The following is a 12,202-nucleotide window of genomic DNA, read 5'->3' as shown; positions in this document are numbered from 1 at the left end:
GCCGCATCTGGTTAATCAACAGCCCTGATGGAAGTCGCATTCTCTGGCAAATGGGGATTCCGATTCAACAAGGTATAAAGGATATGCGATGACTTATTTCACGTTAGGATGCTACCGCTTGGTTGGTCTGGTCAGTTATTTGTTCCTTACGCTGTACCTTCCTAACCCACTTGGGTCCCCTTTCACAAAGTAGTTTCTATCAACGTATTTTTTATGGGGGAAATGATCGGACGCAACCGAGGCCACAAAAAAAGAGACCGGTCAGCTGAGGCTGACCGGTCTCTTGGTTGTTTAAGCATCTAGACCGACGGCGTCGGTGATGGAAGTCAGACCATCTTGTTCCAGAAGTTGAAGTAACTCCAGGTTGATGGCACGGGCAATAGAAGGGCCTCGGTAAATCATGCCGGTATATACTTGAATCAATGAGGCGCCTGCCCGGATCGCCTGGTATGCGTCTTTTCCGTCAAAGATTCCTCCTACCCCGATAATGGGGAGCTTCCCTTCGCTGACCCGATGGATCTGTCGGATCCATTGGAGGGCGCGGGGTTGAAGCGGCCGTCCGCTCAAACCTCCGGACTCGGTGCGGTGGAGACTTTTCAGCCCTTCCCGGGTCAAAGAGGTGTTCACCGCGATCAAGCCATCGATTCCCTGTTCCAAACCGATCCGGACTGCCTCTGACAACGCATCCTGACTTAAATCGGGTGCCAGCTTGACGAACAGAGGACGGATCTCCCCGGTTTCTTCCCGCAACTCCTCTCGCTCCTCGATCAGAACAGACAACAATTTCGCCAGGGAGTCCGCTTGTTGCAAATCTCGCAGTCCTTGGGTGTTGGGGGAGCTGATATTGATGACAAAGTAATCCCCATGCCGATACATAGCCCGCAAGCCCGTACGGTAGTCACCCGCCGCCTCCTCCCCCGGAGTCTTCCGATTCTTCCCCAGATTGATCCCGATAGGGATGGCAGGGCGGGGGAGAGTGGCCAGGGAGGTGGATGCCTGGATGATGCCTCTGTTGTTGAAGCCCATCCGGTTGATCAGCGCCTCATCTTCGGGAAGCCGGTATAGTCGGGGGCGAGGATTCCCCGGTTGAGGCTTGGGAGTGAGGGTCCCCACTTCCACGAACCCGAAGCCCATAGCCGCCAGAGCCGGGTAGACATGAGCGTTTTTGTCAAATCCCGCCGCCAATCCCACCGGATTGGGAAATTGGAGTTGGTTGCATTGAACCGTCAATCGTGGATCCCGGACAGCCATATTCCGTTCCAAGACCCATAGCAGGCCGGGAAGGTTTTGTGCAGTCCGGAGACCGCGAAGGGCCCACTCGTGGGCTTGTTCTGGATCCATTCGGAATAATAGGTTGCGTATGAAAGAATACACGTTGTTGGAGTCCTTTCCTCAGCTTCTTCACGTAGCATATCATAACTTCCGGAAGTTGTGTTATCTAGAAGGAAACCTTGCCGATGAGCGGAGGAGATCAGCACACAAGATCTCCAGGATGATGCCTCATTATTTTCCATTAGGAGGGGAAGGGTCGGATCTGGTTCTTAAGATGATATGATGCGACCCCGCTGTTTATTGTATCTGAACAACAGAGATGGATCATGGGATCTCCTTCAATCCTCCCCGTTGCGGGAAGTATAATGAACGGCAGAGAGAAAGGAGGAAGTCCAGATGATACTACCCTTTGCCACTCAAAACCAAGGAAAACTGACGGAAGCGAGACAGGTGCTTGAGCCCATGGGAATCCAGGTAGATTCTTTGCCGTTGGATTTGGCAGAACCGGATTTCGGTTCAGTGGAGGAAGTGACCCGAGAGAAACTTCGGCAAGTCCAGGCCATGGGTTATCAACGGGGGATGGTGGATGATGCCGGGATCTTTTTCAGTGCTTATGACGGGTTTCCCGGAATCCTCAGTAAGCGGGTGTTTCAGCGCATTGGGTACAAGGGAGTGATGAGGCTCTTAGAGGGAGAAAGCCGGGAAGCCTGGTTTGAAGGGGCCGTTGCAGTGCTGTGGGACGGGGAGACGGCGATCTTCTCCGGAAAAACTCCGGGACATCTATTGAAGGCGGATCCTGCAGATCTTTCGCCGGAACCGGATTTTCCTTTCAATCCGATTTTTATCCCCCGAGGAGATGAGCGAACCCTGTCGCAAATGAGCCCACAGGAACGAAAGAAGTACTCCTACCGAAGAAAAGCGCTGGAGGAATTGGCGAGTTGGCTGAAGCAACGATTTGACATTGACGGGTGTTTCTCCCGGTGTTAAACTAGCAGAAATTATGTTGATACTTTAGTTTGCTAATGAACTAAAGTATCCGTGGGAGTGGACAGTGGATGCCCAAACCGCGCCAATTTGAAAAACCCATGGGGGTGCGTGATTTCCCACCTGAATTTGTCTCCGGAAAAAGGTGGGTGGAAAAGCAGGTGGAGGATCGTTTCTCTGCCTGGGGATATCGGGAAGTGATGACACCGACCCTAGAGTATTTTGACACTGTCGGGATGGCCAGCGCCATCGCAGAGCAGAAGTTGTTCAAGCTCTTAGACAGTCAAGGGCAGACGCTGGTCCTGCGACCGGATCAGACGGCACCGATCGCCCGCGTCGTTTCCTCTGTGCTGAGAGAGGAGCCATTGCCGATTCGGCTCTCCTATCATGCCGGTGTCTATCGCTCTCAGGAATGGGAAGCAGGGCGCAACGCCGAGTTTTTTCAGTCCGGGGTGGAGTTGGTGGGGGACAGCTCCCCAGAGGCTGACGCAGAAGTAATCGCCCTGGCGGTGGAGTGTCTGCAAGCTTGCGGTGTCGAGAATATTCAGGTGTCCCTGGGGCATATCGGTTTGTTGGATGCCCGATTACTGGAGGAGTTGGGGGAGCCGGAGATGATGGCGGATTTGAAAAAAAGTCTGGGCCGTCGCAATCTGGTCCAATTTCGGGAAAAAGTTCGAACATCGGAATTGTCGACGTGTAGGCAACAACGCCTCCTCGCTCTGCTGTCCCTCCGGGGAGAACGAGAGGTGTTACAGCGATTGCAGCGGGAGAGTCAGGGAACAGAGTCGGCGGCTGCGATCGCCCACCTGGAAGCGATGTGGGATGCCCTGGAGGATTGGGGGGTTGCCTCTCATGTGATGTTCGATCTGAGTCTGACGGGAAGCCTCGATTATTATACCGGGATGTATTTTGAAGGATATGGAGCAGACGGGTCTTACCTCTTGTCTGGGGGGCGTTATGATCGGTTGATGGCTCTGTTCGGTCGACCGGCTCCAGCGCGAGGATTCGCATTGAAGACGGATCGGTTGGTGATGGCTTGTCCCCCAAGGCCCGACTCACGGGAGGCGGTTGCCCTGGTCTGTCCCCGCCGATTGCATCGGGAAGCTTGCCAGCAGGCACAGGAATTGCGTAGACAGGGACATCGGGTCACCCTCTTGATTGCGGAATCCGGTTTTTCTCCGGAGAAGCGGGCCGGGTTTGATCAGGTCGTGGAGGTGAGAGAAGAGGATGGGGATGGATGAAAGACTGACTGTGGCGATGCCTAAGGGGAGGATCTTCAGCGATGCGCTGGACTTATTAAAAGAAGCAGGCCTAAAACTGCCCCGAGAATTGGCGCAGGATTCCCGGAAGTTGAGGGTGGAAGCGCCGGTAGAGGACCTTTCTTTTCTGTTAGTGAAGCCGGTGGATGTGCCTACTTGTGTGGAACATGGAGTGGCAGACTTAGGCGTGGTAGGAAAGGATGTACTCATGGAAGAGGAAAGGGATGTCTATGAGTTGCTTGATCTGCAAATCAGTCCCTGTCGGCTCTCCCTAGCGGGAAAGCCGGATTGGCAACCGGTTTTAAACCCTAAGGTGGCCACCAAATATCCCCGGATCGCCAATCGCTGGTTCCGGGAACAGGGACAGCAGGTGGAAGTGATCTGTCTGAACGGTTCCGTGGAGCTGGCACCTTTGACGGGTCTGGCTGACCGGATTGTGGATATCGTCTCCACGGGGCAAACCTTGCAGGAGAATGGACTGGTGGAATTACAGGAGATCACCCGGGTCACCTCTCGCCTGATTGCCAATCGGGCCAGCTACCGTCTGAAAAGCCGACGAATCGATAAGTTGTCTGAGCGATTGGCCCGGGTGGTTACGGGAGAGGGGGTTCTGCGATGATCCCGGTGGTCCGTCCGGAGCAATTGTCTACGCGCCGGAAAGTGGAGGATGGGGAAGCGTATCAGGAAAAAACCGTCCGGGAAATCTTGTCCGCAGTCCGAACTGAAGGGGATGTCGCCCTCCTGCGAGTTACCCGGGAATTGGACGGAGCGGATCTGGATAGCTTGGAGGTGGAAAAGTCCGAGTTTGAAGAAGCTTATCGACAGGTGGAGCAAACCTTTGTTCATTCCTTGCGGCAGGCGGCGCAAAGGATCCGTCGCTATCATGAGGGGCAGAAACGTCGTTCTTGGATGGAAACCGAGACAGACGGGACGGTTTTGGGTCAGTTGATCCGTCCCTTGGCTCGGGTGGGAGTCTATGTGCCTGGGGGACGGGCGGCTTATCCCTCCAGTGTGCTGATGAATGTAATCCCCGCTTCAGTGGCAGGTGTGGAGGAGGTAGTGATGGTCACCCCGCCTCGGCCAGGGGGAGATGTCCATGCTGCCACCCTGGTGGCGGCCCAGGAAGCGGGAGTGGATCGAGTGTTGAAGGTGGGCGGTGCTCAGGCGGTGGCGGCTCTCGCTTGGGGCACGGAGTCCGTTCCGGCAGTGGATAAAATCGTCGGACCGGGAAATATCTATGTCGCTTTGGCCAAACGATGGGTTTATGGACAGGTGGATATCGACATGGTGGCAGGACCCAGCGAGATTGTGGTGGTGGCTGATGAAAGTGCCGATCCCGCCTATGTGGCGGCAGACCTCCTATCCCAGGCGGAACACGATCCGATGGCTTCTCCTGTCCTACTCACCCCTTCTTCACCTCTGGCGGAATCGGTGGTACTGGAATTGGAACAACAGTGTGATCGACTGGAGCGCAAGGGGATCGCCAGCCAATCGATCCGAGAGCAGGGAGCCATCTGTCTGACCGAGGATCTCGATGAGGCGCTGGAAGTGGCCAACCGATTGGCTCCGGAGCATCTAGAATTGATGGTGGCAGATCCTTGGAGTTGGGTGGGCCGGGTGAAAAACGCCGGGGCTCTGTTTTTGGGGCCTTGGAGTCCAGAACCGGTGGGGGATTATTTCGCCGGACCCAATCATATTCTTCCCACGAACGGCACAGCACGCTTTTTTTCACCGCTGGGGGTGGATGATTTTCTGAAAAAGACCAGCCTGATATCCTACAGCCGGGAAGCTTTGGCGCGGGATGCGGAACATGTGATCACGCTGGCGGAAGCTGAAGGGTTGACGGCCCATGCTGCATCGATTCGCACCCGCATGATAAAGGGGGAGGAGAATGGGTAACCGATCTGCGGAGATCTACAGGGAGACAGGGGAGACAAGGATCCGAGTCCGTATAGATCTGGATGGGACCGGAAAAGCACATTTACAAACCGGCGTCCCATTTTTGGAGCATATGCTGGAGCTATTTTGCAAACACGGTTTGTTTGACCTGTGGGTGGAAGCCGATGGGGATTTGGAAGTGGATGACCATCATACAGTGGAGGATATCGCCATCTGTCTCGGCCAAGCCATCCGAGAAGCGTTGGGGGATAAGACCGGGATTCGCCGTTATGGTCAGGCCTGGATTCCCATGGATGAATCCCTGGGGCAAGTGGTGTTGGATCTGTCCAACCGTCCTCACTTGGAGTTTCGCGCCGATTTTCCTGCGCAGCGGGTGGGCCGTTTTGATACGGAACTGGTACATGAGTTTTTTTGGAAACTGGCCTTGGAGGCTCGCATGAATCTCCATTTGATTCTTCACTATGGGGGGAATACCCACCATCGGATCGAGACTCTGTTCAAAGCTTTGGGAAGGGCGTTGGATGAAGCGGTAGCTGTCGATCTCCGCGTTACCACCGTTCCTTCCTCCAAAGGGGTGTTGTAAAGTGATCGCCATCATCGATTACGGAATGGGTAATCTATACAGTCTCAGCCGGGCCCTGGACCCGATGGGAAGTTCGGTCCAAGTTATCTCCGATCCACAGGAGATTCAACAGGCAGATGGAGTGATTCTGCCAGGAATAGGAGCCTTTGGAAGTGGGATGAAGGCTTTGAAAGAGCAGGGATGGGTGGATGTGATCAAGGAAGTCGCCTTGAAAAGGGAGACACCCCTTCTCGGGATCTGTCTGGGAATGCAGTTGCTGTTTAGCGGAAGTGAGGAGCATGGGTACCATCAGGGTCTCAATCTGTTTGCCGGGCATGCGGTTCGCTTTAAAGAGGATCAGCAGATTCCTCACATGGGTTGGAACGGACTTCGTTTCAAGGGGCCTCATCGGCTGTTACAGGGAGTGGGAGAAGGAAGGGTATACTTTGCTCACTCCTATCATGTGCTCGCCGACAATCCCGAGGATGTTCTGGCTGTGACCAATTATGGCGGGCCCGTCACGGCTATCGTGGGCAGAAACAACCTCTTCGGGATGCAGTTTCATCCGGGAAAAAGCGGAGAGACAGGTCGCCGGCTATTGGAGCGCTTCGTTGCTCTCTGTGAAGAAAGGGTGACGGTGGGATGAGTTTTACGTTGTATCCGGCCATCGACCTCAGAGGGGGACGTTGCGTCCGCCTGGTTCAGGGGGATTTTGCGCGGGAGACAGTCTATGGAGAGGATCCGGTTCAGATCGCCTGCCGTTGGGAAAAAGAGGGAGCCCGCTGGTTGCATGTGGTGGACTTGGACGCGGCCAAAACTGGAGACCTTGTCAATCTGTCGGCGGTACAAGAAATCCTCCATGGGGTGAGCATCCCGGTACAGGTCGGGGGTGGCGTCCGGGATCTGAAGCGATTGGAGAAGCTTCTCTCCTTGGGGGTTTCCCGGGTGGTGATCGGTTCAGCAGCTATCGATGATCCCCTTCTTGTCAAGGAAGCCCTTCGCCATTATGGAGACCGGCTCGCCCTCAGTTTGGACGCCAGGGAGGGCAAGGTGGCCACCCATGGTTGGCTGGAAACCTCAGAAAACCGGGTGGAGGACCTGGGCTGTGAGATGGCGGATCACGGTGCGGAAACCTTTATCTTCACCGATATTTCCCGGGATGGGACACGGACCGGCCCCAATATCGCTGGGGTCCGTGCTCTGGCAGAGGCAACGGGAAAAGAGGTGATCGCCTCCGGCGGGGTGGGTCATCTAGATCATCTGACTGCCTTGGCACGATTGGCACCGCTAGGTGTGAAAGGATCTATCCTGGGGAAATCTCTCTATACCGGGGATGTCGATCTGCAAGCCGGGTTGTTGGCGGTAACGGAGGGGGGCCGATGATTACGAAACGGGTGATCCCTTGTCTGGATGTCCAGGATGGACGGGTGGTGAAGGGAATCTCCTTCGCTCACATGCGAGACGCCGGAGATCCGGTGGAATTGGCAGCCCTTTACGATCAGACAGGTGCCGATGAACTGGTCTTCCTCGATATTTCTGCCACTGTCGAAGGGCGAAAAACGATGGTGAAGGTAGTCCAGGAGGCCGCTGGGGTGTTGAATATCCCCTTTACCGTCGGAGGCGGGATTCATTCCACTGCGGATATGCTCACTCTGCTCCAGGCCGGGGCAGACAAAATTTCTATCAACACCGCCGCTGTCAAAAAACCGGATCTGATCGACCGGGGCGCCCGCCAGTTTGGAAGTCAGTGTATCGTTGTCGCGATCGACGCCTGTTATGATCCGCAGAAGAAAGACTGGTGGGTCTATACCCACGGTGGCCGCAAACCCACAGAGAGACGAGTGGTGGACTGGGCCCGAGAGGTAGCGGAACGGGGAGCAGGGGAGATCCTGCTGACCAGCATGGACCGAGACGGGCATAAAGGTGGGTTTGACTTGGAACTGACTGAATTCGTGTCAGAAGCGATCCCGATCCCAGTGATCGCCTCAGGAGGGGCTGGAGATCGGCAACATTTTTACGATGTTTTCACCCATACCGGGGCGGCAGCGGCATTGGCGGCTTCCATCTTCCACTACGGAGAGGTTCCCCTGCAGGAACTCAAAGCGTATCTCAAGGAGAAGGGGGTGCACGTCCGGTGAAACAGCGTCTGGATCCAACCGAGCTCCACTTTGACGATGATGGGCTGATTCCGGCGATCATCCAGGATGCGATCAGCAAAGAGGTACTCACCCTGGCTTATATGAATGAAACCTCCCTCGCCAAAACATTGGAAACCGGGGAGACTTGGTTTTGGAGTCGCTCGAGACAAGAGTTGTGGCATAAAGGGGCCACTTCCGGCCATACCCAGCAGGTGGTGGAGATCCGACCCGATTGTGACCAGGATGCCCTCCTCATCCGAGTCCAGCCCCAGGGACCGGCCTGTCACAGTGGGGAGTATTCCTGTTTTCAAGGAGCCGACGAAGTGGATTCCCCAGACCGCTATGCAATCTTGAATACCCTGGAGCGGGTGATTGCAGACAGGGACTCCCGCCGTCCCCAAAATTCTTACACATCGTATCTGTTCGATGAAGGAGTGGACAAGATTTTGAAGAAAGTGGGGGAAGAGGCGGCAGAGGTGATTATTGCGGCCAAAAATGAGTCCCATCAGGAATTGGCCTGGGAAGCCTCGGATCTCCTCTTTCATCTGATGGTCCTGTTCAGACAACAGCATCTTCCCTTGGACCGGGTTCTCTCGGAGTTGCAAGGTCGACAGGGTGCCCATTAGGAGGAGGGGGTTTCACATGGAGCGTCTTTGGTTCGTCAGAACTTGGGTACCCAAATGTGAAACCCCGTTCCTAAATCACAACGCTTTTCCTGATGTGGGCCAGGAGAGACCGAAGATGAATGGGGCGCGCCCCTTTTCCAGCTGGGAGAGGGGTGTATTGCTGTGCTTCGCAGGAAAAGAGATGCCAGTTGACGGAGGGATGAAATTGTCTCTACAATAAAATGGGGAACCTCCCATCTCGAGAGTGTGATTGCTTGAGGTGTCGGAATATTCCTGTCTCCAGTGAGACCGGATGGGAGTGCCATCGATCCCGTGTGTAGGTGCCAGTGGGAGCGAAACTGGTGTCCATCGGCACCGGTTGGATCAGGTATGTAAAATCACTTCGAATATGATATACTTTTGCCGACATGTACTCAACAAAACCTCATGACCCTGTGTGATGGGTGGGGAGTAGCGATGAAAAAACAACATGCCGATGCATGCTCCAAAGAACACAAGGTGGTCCGGTTACGGTTGGATGCGGGATTTTTCTTTGAACGGGCTGTTCGTTCTCTGGATCGCCACCGTTATGATAAGGCATTGAAATACTTTCGGCTGGCAGTTGAAAAAGAACCGGACAATCCGGTCAATCAGTGTAATCTGGCGGGAATACTGTCCGAGATGGGCTGTTTTGAAGAGTCGAACAAGGTATTGGAGAAAGTATTGACCGAAGTGGATCCGGATTTGTCCGAGTGTTGGTTTTATATGGCGAACAATGCGGCCAACATGGATGAGTTTGAACTGGCCGAAGAGTACTTGATCCACTATCTGGAGGAAGAGCGGAACGGGGAGTTCGCGGCGGAGGCGGAGGAGATGTTGGAGATGTTGGCCTATGAACTGGGCCGTTCACCTCGCCAACCCCGTCAACCCCAAGTGAGACCTAGGCAAAATTGGATGAGCAAGCATGATGAGGCGAGAGAATGCCTGGAGTCAGGCCGGTTCTTGCAGGCGATGGAGATCCTGGAGGAATTGTTGGAGGAACACTCTGATTTCCACGCAGTGATGAACAATCTCTCACTAGCCTATTATTACACCGGTGACGTCGATCAGGCGATGGAGACCATTGAGCGTGTATTGGCCTCCGATCCTGGAAACTTGCATGCTCTCTGTAATCTAGCCGTGTTTACCCAACATCTGAGGGAGTGGGAGAGTCGGAACCGGTTGGTCGGACTGCTGAAAAAGTGGATTCCTTTTTACCCGGAACATATGTATAAATTGGCCACCACTTTGGGGATTCTGGGGGAGCATGAAGCCGCTTTCGACATGTTCCTTCGACTCATCAAGCGGGAAGAGCGTCCCGAGGCCAGTTTGTACCACTATGCGGCAGTCGCTGCTTTCAACAGCAAATCCTTTGATCGGGCCCGCAAGTATTGGCGTCTGGCCCAGGAACTGGATCCGGACTCGAAGGTCCCCGTTTTCTATCTCAATCAATTGGAACAACGGGAACACCTGCCGCCGGAACAGGTGCCCCCGGTCAGTTATCACTACCAGTTGCCCTTTGAAGAGCAACTGATGCAACTGGACCGGGAACGGAGTACCATTCCGGAACAGATCCGGCAAAACCCGTTGATACGTTCCTCCTTTTTCTGGGCGTTAAATTACGGGGATAAAGAGACCAAATTGCAGGTGCTTCAAGTTTTTGAGTGGTTGGGTGACAAAGAAGTGGAGCAGGTTCTCCGAAATTTTTTGATGAAACGGGAAGAAGAGGATGACCTGAAGCGGCTGGCTCTCTATGTATTGAAAAAAATCGGTGCGGCCCAACCCTACCGAGTGGTTCTGGAGAGTCGAGAGATGACCATCCACTCCCACGAACTGGCTCAGGAGCTCCCAGGGTGGCTGAAGACGTGGGAGCAGGTTCTCCACTGTTGTCTGGAAGGGATGAAAGGGCGGTATGATACGGCCCATTTAAATGATGCACAGCTGATCTGGTCTGAATTTCTCCGTGAACATCGCGCTGATTTCCCTGAGATCCGCAAGGTGGAAGGCTGGGCTGCGGCATTGGAATATATCGTGGCCCGACTGCATGGAAGCTCCCTCACCCAGGAGTCTGTCGCCAAACGGCATGCGGTTTCTTCTTCCACTGTGGGGCGGAATGTTCGTTTCCTGGAGCAAGTATGCCGTGCAAACGAAGGGGATGAACCTCGCACTTGAATTTCACTTCCCCATGTCCCGGGCAGGGGCTTTTGACCATTCCTTCCCGGGATCCTTTCGGTTTGAAAAAGGCTGGAAGGGGTCATCGACTGTTGGCGGGATCCTGGTTCTCACGTCTCACCTCTCATCTTTCACCTCTGATCGGGAGGAGTTTGCGATGGAAAAAGAGCAACTCAGTCTCTTTGATCGTGAGATCTCTCCTTTGATTGTCCCCCGGGAAAAAGTAGTGACGGTTCACCCGGATTGGACATTGGAGAGGGCCCTGTTGGTTTTGACCCGGAAAGGATATGCCTCCGTTCCTGTGATCGATGATGACAGGAAGGTGGAAGGGGTCATCAGCAAAACGGACATTCTCGACTTGATGTTGAATCGAAGCCATTTTCACTTGGATCGTCTGGCCAATATCAATGTTCGGGATGCGATGGATCAAAACCATTCGGGCATTTTGTCCAACTCCATTTTTTCTTTTGCCTTTGATGTGTTGTTGGACCGCCCTTACATTCCCGTGATCGATCTAGACAATCGTTTCATCGGAATCTTGACGCGCAGAGTACTGATGGAGAAAGTGACAGAGTTTTTTCAGCAGGAATTCTTCAAAAGCGTGTGGGAAGGACAAGAAGGAACCCAAAAAGTATGATCCGGCTCCAAGATCTGTTGGTTATCAGGGGAGACCTCCTGTATAATAAGGGAGTGGCCCCGATCAACATTCTCACAGAACACACTACGCGGGTTGAAAAAACCCGCTTTTTTTGTGTCTGAACTGTGTACAGATTCACATTTCAGAGGTGAAGCCCATGCAACGGATTGCAAATTGCATTCTGATCTCAGAAGGTCAGGTGTTGCTATTGAAAAAACCCCGTCGTGGCTGGTGGGTGGCACCAGGCGGAAAGATGGAACCCGAAGAAACCGTGCTGGAAGCGGTCTGCCGAGAGTACGAGGAAGAAACGGGCTTGATGCTGAGAGATCCTTCACTCTGTGGTGTGTTTACCATGTGTCTGGAAGAGAGGGGAAAGCTGGAGAAAGAGTGGATGATGTTCACCTTTCGGGCGGAAGGATATGGTGGAGAGCTTCTTCCCCACTCTCCGGAGGGAGAACTCTGCTGGCATCCCTTGGATCAGGTGAGGGGTCTTCCCACATCGGAAATAGATCGGAAAATTCTGTCCGATGTGCTGGATGGCGGACCGCTATCGATTGGCCGATGGGTATATAACCGAGAGGAAGAAGTGCTCCGTCATCATCTGCATGGTGGCCTGGCTTGACCCGATGGATACA

The 12,202-nt window shown here is 54.1% G+C and carries 13 protein-coding genes; 12 read left to right on the top strand and 1 reads right to left on the bottom strand.

What is annotated here, in order from left to right; translation table 11 throughout:
• Positions 1–291: 291 nt before the first annotated feature.
• Entirely contained in the window at positions 292–1,374 is a 1,083-nt protein-coding gene (locus JOD24_RS12900; protein WP_380165536.1) for a quinone-dependent dihydroorotate dehydrogenase, read from the bottom strand.
• Between the two features lie 294 nt (positions 1,375–1,668).
• Here JOD24_RS12900 and JOD24_RS12895 point away from each other — a divergent pair, with 294 nt between their 5' ends.
• From JOD24_RS12895 to JOD24_RS12840, 12 genes are all read left to right on the top strand, one after another.
• On the top strand, positions 1,669–2,259 hold the full coding sequence (locus tag JOD24_RS12895) for a non-canonical purine NTP pyrophosphatase (protein WP_429247045.1): 591 nt from the start codon (positions 1,669–1,671) through the stop codon (positions 2,257–2,259).
• 68 nt (positions 2,260–2,327) lie between these two features.
• A complete protein-coding gene (hisZ, locus tag JOD24_RS12890; RefSeq protein ID WP_380165540.1) occupies positions 2,328–3,497 on the top strand; it encodes an ATP phosphoribosyltransferase regulatory subunit in 1,170 nt (389 codons plus the stop codon).
• Positions 3,490–4,134, top strand: coding sequence for an ATP phosphoribosyltransferase (gene hisG / locus JOD24_RS12885; protein WP_380165542.1), 645 nt, complete (start codon positions 3,490–3,492; stop codon positions 4,132–4,134). The genes hisZ and hisG overlap by 8 nt, the downstream gene beginning before the upstream one ends.
• Positions 4,131–5,414: a histidinol dehydrogenase gene (hisD, locus tag JOD24_RS12880; protein WP_429247044.1), complete on the top strand. Its 1,284-nt coding sequence runs from the start codon at positions 4,131–4,133 to the stop codon at positions 5,412–5,414. Before hisG ends, hisD begins: the two co-directional genes overlap by 4 nt.
• Positions 5,407–5,997 carry an imidazoleglycerol-phosphate dehydratase HisB gene (hisB, locus tag JOD24_RS12875; RefSeq protein ID WP_380165546.1) on the top strand — a complete coding sequence of 197 codons (591 nt, stop codon included), beginning with the start codon at positions 5,407–5,409 and terminating at the stop codon, positions 5,995–5,997. The genes hisD and hisB overlap by 8 nt, the downstream gene beginning before the upstream one ends.
• A 1-nt stretch (position 5,998) precedes the next feature.
• Positions 5,999–6,622 carry an imidazole glycerol phosphate synthase subunit HisH gene (hisH, locus tag JOD24_RS12870; RefSeq protein WP_380165548.1) on the top strand — a complete coding sequence of 208 codons (624 nt, stop codon included), beginning with the start codon at positions 5,999–6,001 and terminating at the stop codon, positions 6,620–6,622.
• On the top strand, positions 6,619–7,359 hold the full coding sequence (gene hisA, locus JOD24_RS12865; RefSeq protein ID WP_380165550.1) for a 1-(5-phosphoribosyl)-5-[(5-phosphoribosylamino)methylideneamino]imidazole-4-carboxamide isomerase: 741 nt from the start codon (positions 6,619–6,621) through the stop codon (positions 7,357–7,359). Before hisH ends, hisA begins: the two co-directional genes overlap by 4 nt.
• Positions 7,356–8,114: an imidazole glycerol phosphate synthase subunit HisF gene (gene hisF / locus JOD24_RS12860; protein WP_429247043.1), complete on the top strand. Its 759-nt coding sequence runs from the start codon at positions 7,356–7,358 to the stop codon at positions 8,112–8,114. The genes hisA and hisF overlap by 4 nt, the downstream gene beginning before the upstream one ends.
• Positions 8,111–8,740: a bifunctional phosphoribosyl-AMP cyclohydrolase/phosphoribosyl-ATP diphosphatase HisIE gene (hisIE, locus tag JOD24_RS12855; RefSeq protein WP_380165554.1), complete on the top strand. Its 630-nt coding sequence runs from the start codon at positions 8,111–8,113 to the stop codon at positions 8,738–8,740. Before hisF ends, hisIE begins: the two co-directional genes overlap by 4 nt.
• 456 nt (positions 8,741–9,196) lie before the next feature.
• Complete coding sequence (locus tag JOD24_RS12850; RefSeq protein WP_429247042.1) at positions 9,197–10,930, top strand: tetratricopeptide repeat protein; 1,734 nt, start codon at positions 9,197–9,199, stop codon at positions 10,928–10,930.
• Between the two features lie 157 nt (positions 10,931–11,087).
• A complete protein-coding gene (locus JOD24_RS12845) occupies positions 11,088–11,567 on the top strand; it encodes a CBS domain-containing protein (RefSeq protein WP_380165558.1) in 480 nt (159 codons plus the stop codon).
• 157 nt (positions 11,568–11,724) lie between these two features.
• A complete protein-coding gene (locus JOD24_RS12840) occupies positions 11,725–12,189 on the top strand; it encodes an 8-oxo-dGTP diphosphatase (RefSeq protein WP_380165560.1) in 465 nt (154 codons plus the stop codon).
• Positions 12,190–12,202: the final 13 nt, after the last annotated feature.

Source organism: Kroppenstedtia sanguinis, assembly GCF_050433445.1.
Classification (GTDB): domain Bacteria; phylum Bacillota; class Bacilli; order Thermoactinomycetales; family DSM-45169; genus Kroppenstedtia; species Kroppenstedtia sanguinis.
This window is presented reverse-complemented; position numbering and strand designations above follow the sequence as displayed.

Excerpts from the sequence above, each read along its gene's own strand:
- JOD24_RS12895 (WP_429247045.1), top strand. The coding sequence starts at position 1,669 with ATGATACTACCCTTTGCCACTCAAAACCAAGGAAAACTGACGGAAGCG.
- hisZ (WP_380165540.1), top strand. The coding sequence starts at position 2,328 with ATGCCCAAACCGCGCCAATTTGAAAAACCCATGGGGGTGCGTGATTTC.
- hisG (WP_380165542.1), top strand. The coding sequence starts at position 3,490 with ATGGATGAAAGACTGACTGTGGCGATGCCTAAGGGGAGGATCTTCAGC.
- hisD (WP_429247044.1), top strand. The coding sequence starts at position 4,131 with ATGATCCCGGTGGTCCGTCCGGAGCAATTGTCTACGCGCCGGAAAGTG.
- hisB (WP_380165546.1), top strand. The coding sequence starts at position 5,407 with ATGGGTAACCGATCTGCGGAGATCTACAGGGAGACAGGGGAGACAAGG.
- hisA (WP_380165550.1), top strand. The coding sequence starts at position 6,619 with ATGAGTTTTACGTTGTATCCGGCCATCGACCTCAGAGGGGGACGTTGC.
- hisF (WP_429247043.1), top strand. The coding sequence starts at position 7,356 with ATGATTACGAAACGGGTGATCCCTTGTCTGGATGTCCAGGATGGACGG.
- JOD24_RS12850 (WP_429247042.1), top strand. The coding sequence starts at position 9,197 with ATGAAAAAACAACATGCCGATGCATGCTCCAAAGAACACAAGGTGGTC.
- JOD24_RS12845 (WP_380165558.1), top strand. The coding sequence starts at position 11,088 with ATGGAAAAAGAGCAACTCAGTCTCTTTGATCGTGAGATCTCTCCTTTG.
- JOD24_RS12840 (WP_380165560.1), top strand. The coding sequence starts at position 11,725 with ATGCAACGGATTGCAAATTGCATTCTGATCTCAGAAGGTCAGGTGTTG.